This window comes from Aeromonas sp. HMWF017 (assembly GCF_003061465.1).
GTDB lineage: Bacteria > Pseudomonadota > Gammaproteobacteria > Enterobacterales > Aeromonadaceae > Aeromonas > Aeromonas veronii.
This window is the reverse complement of record NZ_QAJD01000004.1, coordinates 12535-32540: the sequence shown is the minus strand read 5'-3', so window position 1 is coordinate 32540 and position 20006 is coordinate 12535. Positions and strand designations below refer to the sequence as shown.

Genomic DNA, 20006 nt, shown 5'->3' with positions numbered 1-20006 from the left:
GGCGGGAAAAACGGGGCGGGAGCCTTGCAAGGCTCCCCCCCAGTGATCAGATGGGCTTTTGCCACAGGGTCAGCAGCAGATCCTGTTCCAGTTCATTCGGGCCCTGTTGCGCGAAAGCGTGACGCTGTTCACCGGTTGCCCGCCAGCCGAGACGGCTGGTCTCCAGAATAAAGCTGCGCATGGCCTGATCCATGGTGAGGCTGAACTGGCAGCGCTGTTGAGTCACCGGATTGAGGCCGCCGAGGGTGGGCCAGCTGAGGGGGTGTTCCATGCTCACCGGATTGAGGCTGACCCGCAGTTGCCACTGATGGCGCGGGCCCGGCTGCAGATAGAGCAGATAGCCACCGGGGGCCAGCCAGCTGACCAGCTGTTCGGTCTTGACCTTGAGATCGTTGACCAGCAGCACCTGAGCAGAGCCCGGTTGCAACGGTGCGCGAGCGGGATCGGCAATGACAAACTGGCCGTCCGGCTGCGCTTTTTTGGCGGCAAAGATGGTGTTCTTGGCGATATCAACCCCAGCAAACTGCCAGCCGGGCAGGCGCTCTGCCAGCGCGCGGCAGTAGTAGCCTTCACCGCACCCAAGATGGATCAGCTCTTGTGGGGCCAGCGGAGCGAGCAGGCCGGCCATGGCCTCAACCAGCGGCAGTTGGTGGCCGGCCTCCAGGAAATGGTGCTTGGCGCGCATCAGGGCACGGCTGTCGCTGTCTTTGGGGTTTTTCTTGCCGGGAATGAGATCCAGATAACCTTCCGGTGCCGGATCGAAGTGATGCTTGTTGTCGCAATAGCGCCCCTGGGAGGCTTCATGAAGATGGAGTGGACTGCGGCAGCGGGGACATTGAAGATGCATAGTAACTCTCTGGGCGAATGCCGGAACAGTGAAGGGCGTTCGGGATTATAGGGGAGAGGATCAAAAAAGGCTGCCGTAGCAGCCTTTTTTATCCCAAGGCCTCAGTCAGGCCTGCGGACGGGTCATCAGCGAGTGCCAAATACCACAATGGTCTTGCCGTGAGCAGAGATGAGCTCCTGCTCTTCCAGCATCTTCAGGATGCGGCCCACGGTTTCACGGGAGCAGCCGACGATCTGGCCGATCTCCTGACGGGTGATCTTGATCTGCATGCCATCCGGGTGGGTCATGGCATCCGGCTGTTTGGCCAGGTTGAGCAGGGTCTGGGCGATCCGGCCAGTCACATCCAGGAAGGCGAGGTTACCCACTTTCTGGCTGGTGTGCTGCAGGCGCTTGGCCATCTGGCCAGAGAGACGCATCAGAATGTCCGGGTTGACCTGGATCAGTTGGCGGAACTTCTTGTAGGAGATCTCTGCCACTTCGCAAGAGCCTTTCGCGCGAACCCAGGCGGAGCGCTCGGGATTCTCGTTCTCCTCGAACATCCCCATCTCGCCCAGGAAATCGCCCTGGTTCAGATAGGAGAGGATCATCTCTTTGCCCTCATCGTCCTTGATCAAGACGGCCACAGTGCCCTTGACGATGTAGTAGAGGGTCTCCGCTTTTTCACCCGCATGGATCAGGGTGCTCTTGGCGGGATACTTATGAATGTGGCAGTGCGACAAGAACCATTCCAGGGTGGGATCGCTTTGCGGTTTGCCAATGACCATGAGAATTCCTCTGTAGTGTCTTTTTATGGACTTGTGCGTCCGGGCAAGCTGCCAATCTTGCCATTCCTTGTATTGGTCGCAGTAGGATAAGAGCCTTTGCCTGTGCTGACAAGGCTTTGCGGGCTTTTGACAGAGCCCTTTGAGTAATGCCTGCTGCGCCGCTTCGGCCATTCTAGGGAAGATAGAGGTCGGAGATGTTGATTTTGATCTATTTCCATCCCAACTTCCCCTGTTCGGCAGAGATAAGCGACTGGGTTATGCTAGGGATCCATCATCATGATTAACAGGAGAGAGTGCGAGATGAAAGCCAAGGTCAGCTGGGTGGAAGGGATGAAGTTTGTGGGTGAGAGTGAATCCGGTCACAAGGTGATCCTGGATGGTGCCAACCCCGGTGAAGGGGCCAGCCCGATGGAGATGATCCTGCTGGCGGTCGGTGGCTGCAGCTCCATTGATGTGGTCTCCATCCTCGAAAAAGCGCGCCAGTCGGTGACCGCATGCCATGTTGATGTCAGTGGCGAACGGGTCGATAGCGTGCCCCGGGTTTTCGAGAAGATTAATCTGCACTTCGTGGTGACAGGCAAGGGATTGGCAGAGAAACAGGTGGCCAAAGCGGTCGATCTGTCGATGGAAAAATACTGTTCTGTTTCCCTGATGTTGGAAAAAGCGGTACAAATTACCCATAGTTATCAAATTGTTGAAGCTTGATAACGATAGTTTCGTTGGTACCCTGGCATAAGGCCGTTACGTAAGGCCACTGCACAAGGCCATGACATAAAGCCATTACATAAGGAAAGTGCAATGAAAAAATTGATCGCTCTGCTTCCCCTTTTGGGTCTGGCGGCGTGCAGCAGCCCGCAACCTACCCAGTATCAATACAGCCAATACCAGTGTGGCGAAGAGATGCTGGCCGTTACCTATGATGCTCAGGCTGACATGGTGCAGTTCCCCTATGCCGGGGTTTATCACAAGCTGGCGCGTGTGGAGTCAGAGTCTGGCGCCAAATATTCTGACGGCCTGACCACCTTCTGGAATCAGGAGAAACAAGCCCTTCTCACCCAGAAAGGGGTCACACTGTTGACCTGTACGCTTAAATAAGTGACCACCGATAGCTGAAGGTGTGCGGCTTTGTGCCCGAGTCTGGCCTAGGCCGGATTGGGTCAAGAGGTTGAGACCACAAAAAACGGCTTGCCGGGAGGCAAGCCGTTTTTCTATCTATCCATTATCACTAAACAAGCGCTAGTTGGTGGGGACGCGATTGAGCAGCTCGGCCGCGAGCTGCTGGCTGAGTGCCTGGCGCTGGCTATCTGCAATGCTCACGTCGCTGGTCAGCTGGATGATGCTGCTCCAGACTGCTTTCTGGGTTTTACGATCGAGCAGCACGATGGCCAGCGACCCTTTGCGCTGGTTGGCCGAGGCATATACCCCGGGTGTCATGCCAAGGCGGGCGAAAATCTCGCCGTCACTCATATCCTTGCCGCCCGCGACGCCGATGGCGACCCACAGATCCGCCTCGTCGAGCGGTGCACTCTGCCATCCCTTGCCATTGAGCTCCCGGCTTACCGCCTGCTGCATCGGCTCCAGCCACCCTTCCGCCAACTCACCGGCAAATTGATACTGCTCGGCCAGGGCGTAGCGCGGGGTTGCACCATAGGTCCAGTTGCCCATCGGGCGAACCAGCATGGTGCCGGACTCCAGCGTGGGGGCCGCCGGCCCGCTGCTGCAACCGCCAAGCAGGGCGAGCAGTGCCACAGAGAGATAAGCAAGCCGCATCGTGAACTCCTTTGAATCAGGTTATTTTGCCGGTTTCGATCAATTGCTGGATAAGCGGGCGCAGGATCAGCTCCATCGCAAAGCCCATCTTGCCACCCGGCACCACTATGGTGTTCATCCGCGACATGAATGAGCCATCGATCATCGACAGCAGGTAGGGGAAATCCACCTGCTTGATGCCGCGAAACCGGATCACCAGCATACTCTCGTCCAGACTCGGGATCACCTTGGCACTGAAGGGGTTGGAGGTGTCCACCGTCGGTACTCGCTGGAAGTTGATATGGGTGCGCGAGAACTGCGGGGTGATGAAGTTGATGTAGTCATCCATGGAGCGAACGATGGAGTCGGTCACCGCCTCGCGGGAATGCCCTCGCTCCGAGGTATCGCGGATCAGCTTCTGGATCCACTCCAGGTTGACGATGGGCACTACGCCTATCAGAAAATCCACGTGGCGCGCCACATTGTGATCCTCGGTGACCACACCGCCGTGCAGCCCTTCATAAAACAGCAGATCGGTATTGCTGGGCAGATGCTGCCAGGGGGTGAAGGTACCGGGCATCTGGTTGAAGGGCACTGCCTCGTCAAAGCTGTGCAGGTAGCGGCGATACTGGCCATTGCCATCCTGCCCATAGCCCTGGAAAAAGCTCTCCAGCAGCCCGAAGTCATTGGCCTCAGGGCCAAAATAGCTGATGTGGCGCCCCTGTTCGCGCGCCTTGCGGATCGCTACATCCATTTCCGGTCGGGTGTAGCGGTGAAAACTGTCACCTTCCACCACAGCCGCGGTATATCCCAGTTGATGGAACATGGAGCGAAAGGCGTTGGTGGAGGTGGAGGTGCCGGCACCGGACGAACCGGTAACGGCAATAATGGGGTGCTTGGCCGACATGGGATTCTCTCTTCCTTGGGAATTCCGTTATAAGGTCCGGATTGCGGTTGGGTCAAGACTGCTCGATGAAGCGGTCTTTCATCACGATATTCACCGATTCGTGCAGCTCGCTATAGACGATGACAGCTTTGCCTTGCTGTAATTGTTCTCTCACTGCATCGACTTTGACGCCAAGCGGTACATCCTGCTCTCCATATTCGGTTCCCTCCTGCAACACAAAGTGTTCGATCAGGTTGGTCAGGGTGTCGCCGTCCAGTTCTTGCCAGGGAATGATCATTTAAAGGTCTCACAGCAAAAGAGGTGATCGTCAGGCTATTGTTGTGTTGAATCCCGCGAATGCAATCACTTTTTACCTTTTCACCGGAGTCTGAGAGATGTTGTCTGAAGCGCAGCGCAGCGCGCCGTTAACCCTGACTGAGCATCTGGACAGCGCACGTCGAGAGGCGATTGCCCGAGGCATGGTGTGGTTCTGGTTGTTGAACTGGCTGGTGGTATTGTTTCTTTCGATACGCTACGAGGTTTACAGCCAGGTCGGGCTCGCCAGTGATGACAGCTTGCCCTGGCGCTTTCAGAGTGAGCTGGCCCTGGTCATGGTGGTGCTATTGCTGCTACCTGTTGTCAGCCTGTTTTGTGACCATCTGCAGGACCGTCTCTGGTTACGGATGGCTGCACTGGTGATGGTGCTATGGGGCGGACTCTGGACGCTGCATATCTATACGATTGGTCAGGTGGAGTTGCGGGGAGGGGTCAGCTATGCCAACGGGATCATGCGGCTCAACCTGCTGGCTGCGCTCATCGCGTTTTATCCCGATCGCAAGGTTTTTTATGGCTATCTCTTGGGCCCGATGACGGTGGGTGTGGGGTTGGAGCTCTTTTTACGCGTCGATTTTCTACAGATTTACCTGCTTGGCGTGTTGTTTGGCGTGATTGCGCTGGAGGTCGGCCGCCGCATGCTGCACCGCTGGTTTGAATTGGCGATCATGCGGGAGCATGAAAATCTGACGCTGCTGCGCCAACTTGATCAGCTCGCCAAGCAAGATCCTCTGACCGGTGTCGCCAACCGGCGGCATTTCAATATCGAGCTGGATCGCGCGTTAGCCCATAGCCAGGAGAGCGGCGCACCGCTATCGCTCATTCTGGTCGATGTGGACTATTTCAAGCGCTTCAACGACCACTACGGCCATCAGGTGGGGGATATGTGTCTCAAGGAGGTGGCACAAGCGCTCAAGCGTGCGGTACGCACGCCATCTGATCTGGTTGCCCGCTATGGCGGGGAAGAGTTTGTGCTGCTGCTGCCCAATACCGACCGTCAGGCGGCGGCCAGCGTGGCGCAGCGGCTGCAAGATGGCTTGGCCAGCCTGCAGCTGGAGCATCTGGCGTCCGATGTTGCCCCCTGGGTGACGGTGAGTCAGGGGATTGCCAGCAATGTGTCCGGTGAAGGGGCGAGCCAGGTGCTGGAGCGGGCCGATCAGGCGCTCTATCGGGCCAAGGAGTCGGGACGCAATCAGTTCTGTGTTGCGGAGTGACTCTGTTCGGCAATCCAGCGGCTGATCCGCTCGTCCAGCCAAAACCGTGGCCGCCAGGGCGTGCCGTGCAGAAAGCCGACATGGCCGCCACGCTGGCTCAACTCATAGCGCACCGTGGGCGAGAGTTGCTCCGGCCGGGGAATGACCGCGTGTGACATAAAGGGATCGTCGGCGGCGTGCAGGATAAGGGTCGGGATGGGGATTTGAGCCAGCAACGGTAGTCCCGAGCAGCTCTGGTAGTAGTGGTTGGCACTGTGAAAGCCGTGCAGGGGGGCGGTAACCAGCTCGTCAAAATCGCGCAGGGTGGCAATCTGCTCCACTTGTCGAGGTTGCCAGCGTTCACTCGCTTTCTGCTGCTGGCTGATCTTGTTGAGCAGGTTGCGGCGCATGGTGCGCAGCAGATAGTTCTGATAGACCTTCGAGAAGCCCTGATTGACCCGCTCGGCGCAGCTCGCCAGTTGCAGCGGGGCCGAGACCACCACCGCCGCTTTCAATGCCGCAGGACAGCCCCGCGCCAGCAGATTGACCAGCATATTGCCACCCAGTGAAAAGCCGATGGCGATCAGCGGTTTGCCCGGGAAGCGCTGGCTCAGCTCGGCAATCAGCTCCTGCGCATCACCGATGGCGCCGGAGTGATAGGCCTGCAGGTGGCGATTGGGCTCGCCGCTGCAACCGCGAAAGTGCATCAGCACAGCCTCTCTGCCCTCTTGCTGCAGGTGGGCGAACAATCCCTTGGCATAGTGGGAGTGAATGCTTCCCTCCAGCCCGTGAAACACCACTATCAGCGGCCGTTCATCAAGGCTGACTTCCCCGCTCCAGGCGAGGTCGACAAAGTCCCCATCCTGCAGTTCAAACCGCTCCGCCACAAAACGGGCAGGGGGGCGGCGCAGCCATTTGGGCAATATGGTCTGCAGATGAGGATTGCGTGCCCACCAGGGGGCGTGGAAGTGGCTCTCGGTCAGCATGGGGTCAGTCGGTCTGGGTCGAAGATAAGGAGGACGGGAGGCGTGTTCCTCCCGCCAGTCATTGGCTTATTTCAGCAGGCGATCGTGATGTTCGGCGCCGCGCAGCATGGCCTGGATCAGCTCATTGGCCTCGAACTTGGTCAGCGCCTCATGAGCACCCACCTGATGGGCCCGCTCCACACTGATCTCGCTGGAGAGCGAGGTGTGCAGGATGATGTAGGCACCCGCCAGTTTGCTGTCGCTCTGTACTTCGAAGGCCAGCTCATAGCCATCGAGCCCGGGCATCTCGATATCGCTCACCAGAATGTCGATCGGGGCCTTCTGGCTTGCCCGCGTCTGCATCAGGGTCAGTGCATCCTTGCCATTGGTGCAGACCTCATAGGGGATATTGATGTAGTCCAGCGCAGCCATCAGCTGACGGCGAGCGACCGAGGAGTCATCGACCAGCAGGATCCGCATCGGCTTGATCCGCTCCCGCTGCACATCGGTCAGCACCGGATAGAGGTGGCTCGGATCATCCGGATAGACCCGGGAGAGGATCAGCTCCACATCCAGCAGCTGGATCAGCTGGTCATTGACCCGGGTCACGCCGGTTACGAACACATTGTGACCGAGGGAGGCGGGGGGCGATTCGATATCGCGCCAGTTGCACTCGGTGATCTTGTCGATGCCCCGTACCAGAAAGCCCACCAGGGTGCGGCGGCAGTCGGTAATGATGATGAAGCAGTGGGGCATCTCCTCCTTGCTGATGGGGCGATAGCCCACCGCCATCGCCATGTCGATCACCGGAATGGTGGAGCCGCGCATATTGGCAGCCCCCAACACGGTCGGGTGCGAGTGGGGCATTGCCGTCAGCTGGGTGTAGGGCACTATCTCCTTCACCTTGAGGGTACCGATGGCAAAGGATTGTTTGGCTGAAAGGTGAAACAGCAACATGCCTTGGGATTGATTGGCTTTGCTCGTCATGGCAGATGTCCTGTTGGTCGAAACGTTGGCAGTCACTTCAGGCCTCTAGCATAAAGGATTACGGGGGGAATGGCCCTTCCTTGTTAACGACCATCTGGCAAAAAACTGGACTCATTCAGCCAATTTCGTTGGCGTATTCCATCGGCGTCCGGTTATTGATCTCCATCCTCGCCAACGCCCCACTGCTGGCAGGCCGCTTGCAAAGCGGCCTCATCGGCATAACCCAGCTTGCTGGCCACCTGCGCGGGTTTGCTGCCGCCTTTAAGCAATCTGAGCGCCTGCAGCAGTTGCCACTGTTGTTGCAATTCACTCCCTTCCACCGGCGCATCGGCTTGTTGTGCCCACTGTTGCAGAGACTCCGTTTGGCCATTGGCCAGCGCTTGCCAGCAGGCTTGCAGCTCACCGTGACCCTGCTGGCTGATGGCGCAATGTTGCAGCTCATCCAGGATCACCTGCAGTCGCTGACCGTAGGCCCCTTGCCACTCTTTTGGACGTTGCCACCGGGCCAGCGAGTCGAGCAGGGCATCGAGCAGGGGCGTGGCCTGCAGCCAGCCTGCCTGCTGCGGCTGAGCCACGCGCAAAGAGACATTCAGCTGATCGTACTCGCAACCGCTGAGGGGGCTGAAGGCCGCGAGGGCATCGGCGCAGAGCCAGAAGCTGCTGCCTGCCGGCAGCAGGAGTTCATGCTGACCAAGTCTCAGCAGCGCAGCGCCCCGGGTGATCCGCAACAGCTGCCCGACCGGAGTTCGTTTGCGGTTGCCGGCGTGCAGGTCCTGGCAGGAAAAATGGTGATACTCGATGGCGTGATGCATGTAAAAACCCTGATATGATGCTGCCTGGAGGTAACAAATATGGAAACCAGACGTAAAAAACGCTTCATTGCCGGTGCGGTTTGCCCGGCGTGCGGCAAATTGGACAACATGATGCTGTATCTGGAGCATGGAGTCGAGAAGGTGACCTGCGTCGCCTGTGGCGATACCCAGGTACAAACGCCTGCCGAGGTCGACAAGCAGACTCGCGAGGCGGAAGAGGTGATCGGGGTGTTTCGCCCCTGATAAGGGAACGGCGGGTGGAATGCGGGTCTCCTTGCTGACGCTGTTGCCGTTTTTTTCGTCACTCAGTGGCGCCGCACGGCATATGCGCGGCCCGCTTTTTAGGGTATTCTGAGCCCGTTTTTTTCTATCCGCAGGATCCTGACATGAAAGTAGCTCCTCTGAGCGTGGTTACGCTGGAATACACAGTCACCGACGAGCACGGTGAAGTCATCGACAGCACTGTCGGCAAAGAGCCGCTGGTCTATCTGCACGGCACCCGTTACCTGGTCTCAGGCCTGGAAGCCGAGCTGGAAGGTCGCGCGGTAGGTGAAGCCTTCGAAGTGACTCTGGCACCGAGCCAGGCCTACGGCGAATATGACGAGACCCTGGTACAAGAAGTACCGGGGGAGCTGTTCGACGGCATGGAAGTCTCCGAAGGGGATACTTTTGTGGCTGAAACCGACGATGGCCACCGTCCTGTGACCGTGGTTGAAGTGTCCGAAGAGTTCGTCAAGGTGGATGGCAACCATCCGCTGGCAGGCGTAACCCTGGGCTTCAAGGTCGAGATCAAGGACGTGCGTGCCGCCACTGCCGAAGAGCTGGCTCACGGCCACGTTCACGGTGCCGGTGGTTGCGGTCACGATCACGGTCATGACCATGATCACGGCGGCTGCTGTGGCGGTCATGGTCACGACCATGATGAGGATCACGGCCAGGGCGGTTGCTGTGGTGGCGCTGGCCACGGTCACGATCATGGCCACGACCACGGTGACGACCATGGTCACGGCGGCTGCTGCGGTGGCGGCGGTTGTGGTGGCAAGGGCCATCACCACTGATCACGGCCATGCCGATGATAAGAAATCTGCCGTAGGAGTCATACCGAGCAATTAATGCTCATTAATTGCTCCTCCTTGGATGATGAAATCCGAAGCCGGTTGTTCTGGCTTCGGATTTTTTATGTCTGTCAAATAGGCTCGCGGCTTTTCCCAAGCTAACAGGGCCGCTTATTTTTGGTTAATGCTCAGCATTATTCCCTCTCGGTTCCGCGATGGGGCTTTTGTGCGGAGCGCAAATGCCATCTGCAAACGAGTCATCAAATCGGTGTCTTCATCAGCACAATATGAGCAAGTTACTTCATGTTCCAATAGCTATAACGAGCCAGCGTCAGTCTCTATTTGGTCTCGTTGTGCCCCATAAAAAAATAGCCAGTCAGGCTTAACTGACTGGCTATTGCCTAGTGACTAACTGATAGGCTCGAAGCCTTACAGCTGCTCGATACCGACGATATGCCAGGGGGCATTGTTCTTGGCCAGATCGCGCTCGAGGTGCCACACCTCTTTGATGTCTTCTTCGACCTGCTCCTGACGGTCCATGTAGCGGCCGCTGAAGCGCACGCTCACCTGAGCCCAGTCGCTGCCGTAGTCGGCGCGTACCAGCTGGGTGTCGACGTACATCACTTCTGTGTGCTGGTCGCCAGTCAGTTCGGCGCGCTCGGCTTTGAGCTGCTCAAACAGCTCGGGGCTGACGTACTCGCGCACCTTTTCCAGATCGTTCTTGTTCCACGCCTCTTGCAGGGTGCGATAGTGATCGCGGGCACCGGCCAGGAAGCTGTTCATGTCAAAGCCCGGCGGCAGGCGGAACGGCACGTCGCTGTCGGCAAAGCCAGTGGCTTGCGGTGCGCTGTTGCTCTGCTCAAACTGCTGCGGGGCCGCGGATTGCGGTGGCTGGTAGCCCGCATAGGCTGCCTGTTGTGGCTGTGGCGTCGCGACCTTGCCCTTGCGCAGGGTACGGATCAGGAAGACGGCACCCAGCGCCAGCAGAGCGATCAGCAGGAAGTCCATTCCTTGCAGACCTTCAAAGGCACCGCTGCCCAGCAGGTAGGCAAACAGGCCACCGGCCAGCAGGCCGCCCAGCAGGCCGCCCATCATGCCGCTCTTTTTCGGCGGAGTCTGGGCATTCAGTGTCGGATTCTTGTTGTCGACCGGTTTGGCCGCAGGCTGGGCCGGCGCAGTTTTGTAACTTTTACCAAAGGATTTGCCGCCGCCAAATTTCTTGGCTTCGGCGTGAGGTGCCCCCAGGCCAATGGCCAGGATCACGGCAAACAGGGTCAGCATCTTTTTCATTTTGACTCTTTTCACTCTCGTCTGTGGGTGGGGCATGCTCCGCTTTTGCAAGCTCAGCAAGGCGCATGGCAGGCTGCCTGTCCCTAATTGTGTCGCAGCTTGTATTCATCAATATCACCTCTGGCATGAATTATTCATGAACGAGGTAGCCGCGATGCGGCGTCAAACAAGAGGAGTAAACCGGATGAAAAGCAGAAGATTGAGTCGCAAGGAGCGCAAAATGCGAAGCAAAATCAAAATGGTCAAGGTAGAGCATACTCTGGTTTGGCCCTTTATGATGGTATGAGCCGCCAGATAGGGCTCGCCGTAGTTGGCTTTCTTTTGTAAAATTCCCGTCCCCTTCCCGCTGCGGTTTTTATGTGTATGGCAGAGCAAGTGACGGCGAAAAAAGACGCCAAGACACAACAGCTGAAAGTTCCTCCCCACTCTTTTGAGGCCGAACAGTCCGTACTGGGCGGCCTGATGCTGGATAACGATGCCTGGGATCGGGTTGCCGAACGGGTTATCGATCAGGATTTCTACAGCCGTCCGCACCGGTTGATCTTCCAGGCCATGACCCGCCTCTCCAACGCGGGCAACCCCATCGACCTCATCACCCTGCAGGAGGAGCTGGAGCGCTCCGAACAGCTGGAAGAGGCGGGCGGCTTCGCCTATCTGGTGGAGATCGCCAAGAACACCCCGAGTGCCGCCAACATCAACGCCTACGCCGAAATCGTACGCGAGCGGGCGGTGGTGCGAGAGATGATCTCGGTCGCCAACGAGATAGTCGAAGCAGGCTACGAGCCGCAAGGCCGTACCTCCGGCGATCTGCTGGATCTTGCCGAGAGCAAGGTATTCAAGATTGCCGAGCAGCGCACCAGCGCCAACGAGGGGCCCCAGCCCCTGAAGCTCATCCTCGAGCAGACCGTCGACAAGATTGAAGAGTTGTTCAAGACCCCCCACAACGGGGTGACCGGGGTATCGAGCGGTTACAACGATCTGGACAAGATGACCGCCGGTTTGCAGCGTTCGGACTTGATCATCGTGGCGGCCCGTCCCTCCATGGGCAAGACCACCTTTGCCATGAACCTCTGCGAGCACGCGGCGCTCACCGCCGACAAGCCGGTGCTTATCTTCTCGCTGGAGATGCCCTCCGAGCAGATCATCATGCGTATGCTCGCCTCGGTCGGTCGCATCGACCAGACCAAGGTGCGTACCGGTCAGCTCGACGACGAGGATTGGGCTCGCCTCTCCTCCACCATGGGATTGCTGCTGGAGAAGGGCAAGATGTATATCGATGATGCCTCCGGCCTCACCCCGACCGATGTGCGCTCCCGTGCCCGTCGGGTGGCGCGCGAGCATGGCGGCCTATCCATGATCATGGTGGACTACCTGCAGCTGATGCGGGTGCCGGCGCTCTCTGACAACCGTACCCTGGAGATCGGTGAAATCTCCCGCTCCCTCAAGGCGCTGGCGAAAGAGCTGCAGTGCCCGGTGGTGGCGCTCTCCCAGCTGAACCGAAGCCTGGAACAGCGGGCCGACAAGCGCCCGGTCAACTCGGATCTTCGTGAATCGGGCTCCATCGAGCAGGATGCGGACTTGATCATGTTTATCTATCGTGATGAGGTTTATCACGATGACAGCCCGGACAAGGGGATTGCCGAGATCATCATCGGCAAGCAGCGTAACGGCCCCATCGGCCGTGTGCGCCTCACCTTCCAGGGGCAGTTCTCCCGGTTTGACAACTACGCCGGTCCTGCGTTTGATGATGATTATTGATAAGTAACAATCATGGCAATCCTGTAGTCAGGATTGCCACCACCGCTCTGACCCGCTTGCCATTTATTGAGAGGCAGCCAGAGCCTGTTTTCCCGGTTCGACAATTATGCCGGTCCGGCCTTCGACGACGATAAGTGAGTGGCGGTCTTCTGCCCGATGAGGGGGAGACCATTTGTGCCCTCGTAAGGGAAAACCATGAAAGCGGCTACTGCCCAAATCAACACTGCGGCCTTGCGCCACAACCTCGCCGTGGTCAAGCGCCACGCTCCCGCTTGCAAGATCATTGCTGTGGTTAAGGCCAACGCCTATGGCCACGGACTGCTGCCGGTCGCCCGCACCTTGGTGGATGCGGATGCCTACGCGGTGGCCCGTATCGAAGAGGCGCTGATGCTGCGCTCCTGCGCCGTGGTCAAACCCATCGTGCTGCTGGAGGGCTTCTTCTCCGCCGATGACCTGCCGGTGCTGGCAGCCAACAACCTGCAGACGGCGGTTCACACCTGGGAGCAGCTCGAAGCGCTGGAGCAGGCCGACTTGCCAGCCCCCGTGGTGGCCTGGCTCAAGCTCGACACCGGCATGCACCGGCTCGGGGTGCGGGCCGACGAGATGCCCGCCTTTATCGAGCGCCTCGGCAAGTGCAAGAACGTGGTGCAGCCGTTCAACATCATGACCCACTTCAGCCGCTCCGATGAGCTGGAGCAGCCCACCACCCGCGAGCAGATCGACTTGTTCAGCAAGTTGACCGCGCCGCTCCTGGGCGAGCGTGCCATGGCCAACTCGGCGGGCATTCTGGCCTGGCCGGACTCCCACTGCGACTGGGTGCGCCCCGGCGTCATCCTCTATGGCGTGTCGCCCTTCCCCAACACGGTGGCGGCCGATTACGACCTGCAGCCGGTGATGACCTTGAAGACCCAGCTGATTGCGGTGCGGGATCACAAGGCGGGCGAGCCGGTGGGCTATGGCGCCAACTGGGTGTCAGATCGCGATACTCGCCTTGGCGTGATCGCCATCGGCTACGGTGACGGTTATCCGCGCATGGCGCCCAACGGCACATCCGTGCTGATCAACGGCCGCATCGTGCCGCTGGTGGGGCGTGTCTCCATGGATATGAGCACGGTCGATCTGGGCCCGGGCGCGACTGACAAGCCCGGCGACGAGGCGGTACTTTGGGGCGAGGGGTTGCCGGTGGAGCGGGTGGCCGACGAGATTGGCACCATCCCCTACGAACTCATCACCAAACTCACCTCCCGCGTCTTTATGGAGTACGTCTGATGTGGCAGCAGTGCCTGCTGACTCTTAAGCCCCGTTCGCGGGGCTTTCATCTGGTGACGGACGAGCTGGTGGCCAAGCTGCCGATGCTGGCGGATTACCGAGTCGGCATGGCGCCCCTGCTGCTGCAACACACCTCCGCCTCGCTCACCCTCAACGAGAATTGCGACCCCAGCGTGCGCAGCGATATGGAGGCTCATCTCCACCGGTTGGCGCCGGAGGATGCCCCCTACTATCGCCACACTTATGAGGGGGCGGATGACATGCCCGCCCACATCAAATCCTCTCTGCTAGGGGTGAGCCTGCAACTGCCGATCCGCGATGGTCAGCTGGCGCTCGGCACCTGGCAGGGGATCTGGCTTGGCGAGCATCGCATCGATGGCGGTGCCCGCAAGGTGCTGGTGACCCTGCAGGGTGAGTAATCAGGCTGCAACCAGCTGAAAGATGACGATAAAAAAAAGGGATGGCATTGAGCCATCCCTCTTTTTTCGTTTTTGCGGTTTCGCGAGCTATCCGCCTGCCAGTGGTGAAGCGCTCTTCGTAGCTCAGCCGACCTTGAAGGGGGTCAGCTCGGCCAGCGGGGCGGCGTCCATAAAGGCTTGCGGCTCCTGGCCGTGTTTGAAGATCTTGAAGTCCTGCTCGCGGGCGCTCCAGTACTCCAGACGCTCGCTGCCGTTTTCTCCGGTGATTTGCAGCAGGCTCGCTTCGCGCAGAGCCACCACATATTCGCTCGGGTTGATGGCGCAGAACTCTGCCAGACGCTCGTCGCGAGTTTCGCCCATGTGGCCGCTGATGCTGGCGTCCAGATAGTGCGGGTTGATCTGCAGCGGGAACAGGCCCAGCGCGGGCAGCACGGCGGCGTTGCAGACCGGCATGTCGTTGGTGGTGCGGATGCTCGGGGTCGCCACGTTGCAACCGGCGCTCCAGCCCACATAGGGGACGCCCCGTTCGCGCACGGCACGCTGGATCGGCACGATCAGGCCGTTTTCATGCAGCATCTGGTTGAGGCGCCAGGTGTTGCCGCCGCTGATAAAGATGGCGTCGGCCTGATTGACGGCCGCGACCGGATCGTCGAAGTGGTGAATGCTGATGGTCTCGATCCCGAGGCTCTCGGTAAGTTCGTTGGCACGGGCATCCCAGTCGCTGCGGATCACCGCATAGGGGATGAGCAGAATGCGCTTGACCTGTTTGCGCGCGAGCAGGCTTTGAACCCGATCTCGGGCCCAGCCGAGCAGACCCGGAAATTCGTTGGCTTTACCGTTGCTAAGCAGAAGCAGTTCCATCAGATATGTCCTCAAAAAGTGAAAGCGGAGGAGGGAGGGCCACCGGAGCCGCCGTGCGGCCGGATGGCAAGAGGAGGCATGCTACCACCATTGGCGCGGCGGTTCTGTGATCGCGAGGCCCATTCAACGGCTATGGAGGAGTTATGGATGGATAACTCAATGCCAGCTGGTGGATTAATAAGCAGCGCTCCGCTCGCTGCCATCGCCAATAAAAGACCCCGCCGCAGCGGGGTCATGGCAGAGTTAGTCGAGTTTGAGATCGACCCACACCATGCGGTGATCCGAGCTGACCCCTTTGGCGATGCCGAGTTTCGCATCATAGACCAGGTGATAACCCGCCTCGAAGCTGGCAGGCCAGAAGACGCCGCTCTTGACCGCGTTGAGGTTGGCGGAGGGGATGACGTGATCCAGCTGTAGCACGCTGGAGTTGGTGATGCGTTCCGGGTTGGGGCGAGTGAGGTTGCGTTTGCAGTCGGCCCCTTTGCTGACACACTCCGGGCCCCCTTCGCTGACCGGGATCAGGGTGCCATTGGTGATGGCCTGATTCATCAGCGGGTTGTTTAGCAGATCCTGAATGGCGGTCAGGTCGCCGTCACCGGTGAGCGGATCGGCGTTGAGATCCCCAGCGATGACGAACTTGGCGTTTTTGGCCAGCCCACCCTTGGTGCCCTTGTCATCGGTCATGTAGTTGAGACCCTTGACGTAGTCATTCCAGAAGGCGATCTCGGCGCGGTTGTGCTTGACGGTGTGACGCGCCGCGTTGGCAAAGATCGGCGGGGTCGGGTGGGAGATCAGGAAGTGGATCACCTCTTCCCCCTTCTCGGTCTTGATCCGTACCGGCACATCGGCGTGGTTCTTGGAGGAGAGCGGGTACTGCTGCCAGGCTTCGTATGAATACCATCCATCGCCACACTGGCGGCTGGCCGGGATCTTGACCTTGGGATTGTTGCAGTCATCGATGACGGGGTTCTGCTCGCCCGGCATATCCTTCCACTTGAAGTGCTGGAAGGTGCGGATCTGCTTGGTGTCGATGGGGTATTTGGACATCACCGCAAAGGCGTACTGGCCGTGATAGTTGCCAAAGCCCCAGGCATCGTCGGGGCCGCTGTTGACCTTGCCATCCAGATTGAGGTCATAACCGCTCATCAGGCCGGTGTTGGTGGCGAAGTTCTGCATCACTGGATAGCTGATGGCGGTCACTTCGGCATGCTGGGCGTGGGCCAGATAGTTGTCGTTGAAGGCTTTCAGATCGGCGGTGTTCTCGCCTTTGCCGTCGTTGTCGAACTCGTTGAGCAGGAACACATCCGGGCGGGTGCGCTGGATGATCTCCGCCACGTTGCGGATCTGCTGCACGTTCTTGGCTTTGGTTTCAGTGGCGCCGCTCAGGCTCCCTTCGGCGAGGCGGGCCAGCAGGGCATCCTGCTCGGTGCGGGTCAGCGCCAGCTCACCGGTCAGCATACCGGCGGCAGTGCGGTCAAAAGAGAGGTTGAAGGTGGCAAAACGAACCATGGGATCAGCTGCCTTTGAGTCGTTGTCGCTGTTGCAGCCTGCCAGCATCCCGAGGGAGATGGCGGCGGCCAGTAGGGTCTTGTTGATATTTTTCATTGTAATTATTCCGTAGCATCAATGAGTTATGCCTTCTGTGAGGCGGCGTCATTATAAGTAGACGGTGATGCTGCGGGGGTTTTGCCTGAGCAAAGTGTGAGGATATTCACACCACATATCTGGCGATGATGAATGTTAGCAGGGCGATATGGGGTGTGAAAAACCGGTTTATACGCTGCAGTTTCCGGGATGAATGGCGCGCTTCCAGCCGTTACCGCACTCTGAATTTGTCACACCACCATCGGCAGGCCGCTTTCGGGGTGGTGGATCACCTGTGCCGGATAGTCATAGAGACGGGTGATGAGCTCAGGGGTCAGCACCTCGGCAGGCGTGCCATCGGCCATCAGCTTGCCCCGTTCCAGCATCACCAGCCGGTCGGCATAGCGCGCCGCCAGATTGAGGTCGTGCAGCACCACCAGCACAGCAGTATTGCGGCTGGCGAGGGCGCGCGCCATGGTGAGCAGCTGGTGCTGGTATTTCAGATCGAGCGCCGAGGTGGGTTCGTCGAGCAGCAGCAAACGGGGTTGCTCGGCCTGCTCGGCCTGCTCGGTCGGAGAGGGGGCCTGCCAAATCTGCGCCAGCACCCGGGCAAACTGCACCCGCTGCCGCTCGCCGCCGGAGAGCCCGGGATAGAGCCGCTTGGCCAGATGCTCGACTCCGGCATGGGTCATGGCCGCCGCCACTATCTCGTCACGCCGCGCCGCCGGTTCACTGTGGGGCAAGCGCCCCATGGCGACCACCTCCTCGCAGAGAAAGGGGAAGTTGAGGGAGGAGCTTTGCGGCAATACCCCGAGCCGGTGGGCCAGCTGGCTGCTGTCCCACTGCTGGCGAGCCGCGCCGAACAGGGTGATGGAACCCTCATATTCCAGCTCGCCGGTTAGGCACTTGAGCAGCGAGCTCTTGCCCGCCCCGTTGGGGCCGAGCAGCGCGGTGAGGGTACCGCTCTCGAGACTAAGATCGAGCCCATCCAGGATCTGGCGCTGGCCACGGCGCAGGCTGAGTCGGCTGCAGCTCAACAGGGGGGAGGAGAGTGAGGATGAGAGTGGTTGCATAACAGTCCGTATCACAGGGCGCGGCGGCCTTTTACCAGCAGCCAGATGAAGAAGGGGGCGCCGAGCAGGGCGGTGATGATGCCCACCGGCAGCTCGGCCGGGGCCAGCAGGGTGCGCGCCAGCATGTCGGCCGCCAGCAGCAGGGCTGCGCCAAGCAGGGCCGAGAGCGGCAGCAACCTGACATGGTTGGGGCCCGCCAGCAGGCGCACTAGATGGGGAACCACCAGCCCGACGAAGCCAATCATCCCCGATACCGCCACTGCCACCCCGACGCCCGCTGCGGTGAGCAGGATCAGGCGACGTTTGAGGGATTGCACATTGACCCCAAGATGACGAGCCTCTCCTTCACCCAGCAGCAGGGCGTTGAGGGGATTGGCATCGCGCATAAAGAGCCACAGCAGGGCCGCTAGGGTGAGCAGGGCCAGCGCCACATCGGCCGGTTTTCCCGCCGCCAGCGTTCCCATCTGCCACAGGCTCAGGTTGCGCAGCATCTGATCGTCCGCCAGATAGGTGAGCAGGCCGATCACCGCGCCGGAGAGCGCCGTGATGGCGACCCCGGCCAGCAGCATGACGGTGACCGAGGTGCCCCCCTCACGGGTGCCGAGCAGATAGACCAGGGTGGTGGTGAGCGCGCCGCCGAGAAAGGCGAGCAGCGGCAGCAGGCCAATCCCGATGGTGGTTTGCAACTGTTGACCGAGTGGTGCCAGCAGCACGATGGCGAGCGCCGCCCCGAGCGCCGCACCGCCGGAGACACCTATGATGCCGGGGTCAGCCAGAGGGTTGCGAAACAGCCCCTGCATCACGGCGCCACAGAGCCCGAGAATCCCCCCCACTGCGATGCAGAGCAGGGTTCTCGGCAGGCGAATTCCCTGCACGATCAGCAGTTTGTGCGACTCAATCCCGCTCTCCTGTCCGGCAAACAGCGCCCGCAGACTCTCGCCCAGGGTGAGGGTCATGGGGCCGGTTGCCAGCGAACCGAGCAGCAACAGTGCCAGTGCGGCCGTGGTAAAGGCCAGCAGCCAGGAGAGGGGTAACCGCATCATGACCCCTGCTTGATCCACTGGGCGATCTGGTTCGCCTGTTGCAGGGAGTTGAGGCTTAGGCCCCCTTGCAGGGCGTGACCGTCGATGGCGTGGATGGCGTTGCGCTTGCCTGCCGGGGTAGCCGCCAGGGCGGGCACTTCTGCCAGCACCTTGGCCGGATCGGCATATTGCTGCCAGTCACGACCGCTGACCAGCACCAGATCGGGCTGCATCTCGATGAGGGATTCGGCGGATACCGGCTTGTAGTTGCGCAACTCGGCGACCGGATTGATGCCGCCTGCCAGCGAGACTAGCGCGCTGGCGGTGGTGTCACCCCCGGCGATGCTGGTGGGTTGCCCCTTGTGCAGCAGCAGGAAGGCGACCTTGAGCGGTTTGTTCTGTTTGGCTTGCGCCGCCAGCTGATCGGTCTGGGCCTGGATCTCTGCCTTCAGGCGATCGCCAGCGGCTTTGTCGCCCAGCAGGCTGGCGAGGGTGTCGATACGCTGGTTGAGGTTGGCGAGGGTCGGCGCGGTATCCAGCACCTCCACCTTGACCCCGGCACGACGCAGCTGATCCAGGGTCGGGGCCGGGCCCATCTCGTCGCTGCCCACCAGTCGGGTGGGGGAGAGGCTCAGGATCCCTTCAGCGGCCAGTGCCCGGTGATAACCCACCTTGGGCAGCCCTTTTGGCAAGGGGCTGCTGACATCGGTGGCGATCAGGCTCGATTCACCGCCAAGGGCCAGAATGAGTTCTGTGGTGGCCGGGCCGATACTGACGATACGCTCTTTCTGTCCGTCGGCAGCAACGGCAGAGAAGGAAGAGAGTGAACTGCAGAGCAGGGTGATGGCGAGGGCAAGACGACGGCCCATGCTAACCTCCGAAGGGGTGAATGAAACGGGTGTGCCGCCGAGAATATCAAGGCTTTGTAAAAAATGCACTGATAATGATAGCAATTATCAATTGCATTGGTTTCGGTGCTTTATTAGAGTAGCCGCCATGATAAACAGCGGGACAAGATGGTCCCGCAGAGGGAGAAAACATGAGCATTGCACAACGCATTCACGCGCTGCTGGAGCAGGATCCCGGCGCTCATCCGTCCACCCTGGCGGCCCAGCTTGCCATCAGCGAATGGGAGGTGG

At 59.8% G+C, this 20006-nt stretch carries 22 protein-coding genes and 1 pseudogene; 9 read left to right on the top strand and 14 right to left on the bottom strand.

Annotated features, from left to right (window positions below):
* Nucleotides 1-46: 46 nt before the first annotated feature.
* Both DBR30_RS00375 and crp read right to left on the bottom strand, forming a co-directional pair.
* Nucleotides 47-847, bottom strand: coding sequence for a putative RNA methyltransferase (locus tag DBR30_RS00375; RefSeq protein WP_108588144.1), 801 nt, complete (start codon nucleotides 845-847; stop codon nucleotides 47-49).
* 125 nt (nucleotides 848-972) lie between these two features.
* Nucleotides 973-1611: a cAMP-activated global transcriptional regulator CRP gene (gene crp, locus DBR30_RS00370; protein WP_005335304.1), complete on the bottom strand. Its 639-nt coding sequence runs from the start codon at nucleotides 1609-1611 to the stop codon at nucleotides 973-975.
* A gap of 300 nt (nucleotides 1612-1911) precedes the next feature.
* On the opposite strand from crp, the gene DBR30_RS00365 reads away from it, so the two are divergent.
* Both DBR30_RS00365 and DBR30_RS00360 read left to right on the top strand, forming a co-directional pair.
* Nucleotides 1912-2316 (top strand): OsmC family protein, encoded by a 405-nt coding sequence (locus tag DBR30_RS00365; protein ID WP_108540026.1) that lies wholly within the window; start codon nucleotides 1912-1914, stop codon nucleotides 2314-2316.
* Nucleotides 2317-2409: 93 nt separating this feature from the next.
* Nucleotides 2410-2706 carry an MliC family protein gene (locus DBR30_RS00360; protein ID WP_005348285.1) on the top strand — a complete coding sequence of 99 codons (297 nt, stop codon included), beginning with the start codon at nucleotides 2410-2412 and terminating at the stop codon, nucleotides 2704-2706.
* Nucleotides 2707-2847: 141 nt separating this feature from the next.
* Here the strand turns inward: DBR30_RS00360 and DBR30_RS00355 are convergent, their stop codons facing one another.
* From DBR30_RS00355 to DBR30_RS00345, 3 genes are read right to left on the bottom strand one after another with little or no spacing between them, the layout of a single operon-like run.
* Entirely contained in the window at nucleotides 2848-3381 is a 534-nt protein-coding gene (locus tag DBR30_RS00355) for a DUF4136 domain-containing protein (RefSeq protein WP_005335300.1), read from the bottom strand.
* Between the two features lie 16 nt (nucleotides 3382-3397).
* On the bottom strand, nucleotides 3398-4267 hold the full coding sequence (locus tag DBR30_RS00350) for a phosphoribulokinase (protein WP_005335299.1): 870 nt from the start codon (nucleotides 4265-4267) through the stop codon (nucleotides 3398-3400).
* 52 nt (nucleotides 4268-4319) lie between these two features.
* A complete protein-coding gene (locus DBR30_RS00345) occupies nucleotides 4320-4544 on the bottom strand; it encodes a YheU family protein (RefSeq protein ID WP_005335298.1) in 225 nt (74 codons plus the stop codon).
* A 97-nt stretch (nucleotides 4545-4641) separates the two neighbouring features.
* Between DBR30_RS00345 and DBR30_RS00340 the strand changes: the two genes are divergently transcribed.
* Nucleotides 4642-5793, top strand: coding sequence for a GGDEF domain-containing protein (locus DBR30_RS00340; RefSeq protein ID WP_108540029.1), 1152 nt, complete (start codon nucleotides 4642-4644; stop codon nucleotides 5791-5793).
* Here DBR30_RS00340 and DBR30_RS00335 read toward each other — a convergent pair.
* The 3 genes from DBR30_RS00335 to DBR30_RS00325 form a co-directional block, all read right to left on the bottom strand.
* Nucleotides 5772-6758, bottom strand: a complete 987-nt coding sequence (locus DBR30_RS00335) for a hydrolase (RefSeq protein ID WP_108540033.1) — start codon at nucleotides 6756-6758, stop codon at nucleotides 5772-5774. The genes DBR30_RS00340 and DBR30_RS00335 overlap by 22 nt on opposite strands.
* 66 nt (nucleotides 6759-6824) lie before the next feature.
* Nucleotides 6825-7724, bottom strand: a complete 900-nt coding sequence (locus DBR30_RS00330; RefSeq protein ID WP_108540036.1) for a chemotaxis protein — start codon at nucleotides 7722-7724, stop codon at nucleotides 6825-6827.
* Between the two features lie 152 nt (nucleotides 7725-7876).
* Complete coding sequence (locus DBR30_RS00325) at nucleotides 7877-8536, bottom strand: AraC family ligand binding domain-containing protein (protein WP_108540039.1); 660 nt, start codon at nucleotides 8534-8536, stop codon at nucleotides 7877-7879.
* Nucleotides 8537-8575: 39 nt separating this feature from the next.
* Here DBR30_RS00325 and DBR30_RS00320 point away from each other — a divergent pair, with 39 nt between their 5' ends.
* Nucleotides 8576-8779, top strand: a complete 204-nt coding sequence (locus DBR30_RS00320; RefSeq protein WP_005335287.1) for a YheV family putative zinc ribbon protein — start codon at nucleotides 8576-8578, stop codon at nucleotides 8777-8779.
* A 143-nt stretch (nucleotides 8780-8922) separates the two neighbouring features.
* Nucleotides 8923-9594: a peptidylprolyl isomerase gene (gene slyD, locus DBR30_RS00315; protein ID WP_005348264.1), complete on the top strand. Its 672-nt coding sequence runs from the start codon at nucleotides 8923-8925 to the stop codon at nucleotides 9592-9594.
* Between the two features lie 426 nt (nucleotides 9595-10020).
* Here slyD and DBR30_RS00310 read toward each other — a convergent pair whose 3' ends face one another.
* Entirely contained in the window at nucleotides 10021-10881 is an 861-nt protein-coding gene (locus DBR30_RS00310; RefSeq protein WP_005335275.1) for a Tim44 domain-containing protein, read from the bottom strand.
* 363 nt (nucleotides 10882-11244) lie between these two features.
* Here DBR30_RS00310 and dnaB point away from each other — a divergent pair, with 363 nt between their 5' ends.
* The 3 genes from dnaB to DBR30_RS00295 all read left to right on the top strand — a co-directional run bounded on the left by dnaB (nucleotide 11245) and on the right by DBR30_RS00295 (nucleotide 14327).
* Entirely contained in the window at nucleotides 11245-12639 is a 1395-nt protein-coding gene (gene dnaB, locus DBR30_RS00305; RefSeq protein ID WP_026035132.1) for a replicative DNA helicase, read from the top strand.
* 195 nt (nucleotides 12640-12834) lie between these two features.
* A complete protein-coding gene (gene alr / locus DBR30_RS00300; RefSeq protein WP_108540042.1) occupies nucleotides 12835-13908 on the top strand; it encodes an alanine racemase in 1074 nt (357 codons plus the stop codon).
* Nucleotides 13908-14327, top strand: a complete 420-nt coding sequence (locus DBR30_RS00295) for a secondary thiamine-phosphate synthase enzyme YjbQ (RefSeq protein ID WP_108540045.1) — start codon at nucleotides 13908-13910, stop codon at nucleotides 14325-14327. The genes alr and DBR30_RS00295 overlap by 1 nt, the downstream gene beginning before the upstream one ends.
* 123 nt (nucleotides 14328-14450) lie before the next feature.
* On the opposite strand, the gene pepE is transcribed toward DBR30_RS00295, so the two are convergent.
* The 5 genes from pepE to DBR30_RS00270 all read right to left on the bottom strand — a co-directional run bounded on the left by pepE (nucleotide 14451) and on the right by DBR30_RS00270 (nucleotide 19736).
* On the bottom strand, nucleotides 14451-15188 hold the full coding sequence (gene pepE / locus DBR30_RS00290; protein WP_108540048.1) for a dipeptidase PepE: 738 nt from the start codon (nucleotides 15186-15188) through the stop codon (nucleotides 14451-14453).
* Between the two features lie 243 nt (nucleotides 15189-15431).
* The gene (locus DBR30_RS00285; RefSeq protein ID WP_108540050.1) at nucleotides 15432-16793 is read right to left on the bottom strand and encodes an endonuclease/exonuclease/phosphatase family protein; all 1362 of its coding nucleotides are present in this window, start codon (nucleotides 16791-16793) and stop codon (nucleotides 15432-15434) included.
* Nucleotides 16794-17023: 230 nt separating this feature from the next.
* Nucleotides 17024-17845, bottom strand: coding sequence for a heme ABC transporter ATP-binding protein (locus DBR30_RS00280; protein WP_108540053.1), 822 nt, complete (start codon nucleotides 17843-17845; stop codon nucleotides 17024-17026).
* A gap of 11 nt (nucleotides 17846-17856) precedes the next feature.
* The gene (locus DBR30_RS00275; protein ID WP_181363457.1) at nucleotides 17857-18888 is read right to left on the bottom strand and encodes a FecCD family ABC transporter permease; all 1032 of its coding nucleotides are present in this window, start codon (nucleotides 18886-18888) and stop codon (nucleotides 17857-17859) included.
* Entirely contained in the window at nucleotides 18885-19736 is an 852-nt protein-coding gene (locus DBR30_RS00270) for a heme/hemin ABC transporter substrate-binding protein (RefSeq protein WP_108588143.1), read from the bottom strand. Before DBR30_RS00270 ends, DBR30_RS00275 begins: the two co-directional genes overlap by 4 nt.
* 170 nt (nucleotides 19737-19906) lie before the next feature.
* On the opposite strand from DBR30_RS00270, the pseudogene DBR30_RS21440 reads away from it, so the two are divergent.
* Nucleotides 19907-20006, top strand: a pseudogene (locus tag DBR30_RS21440) (heme utilization cystosolic carrier protein HutX); the annotation flags it as partial.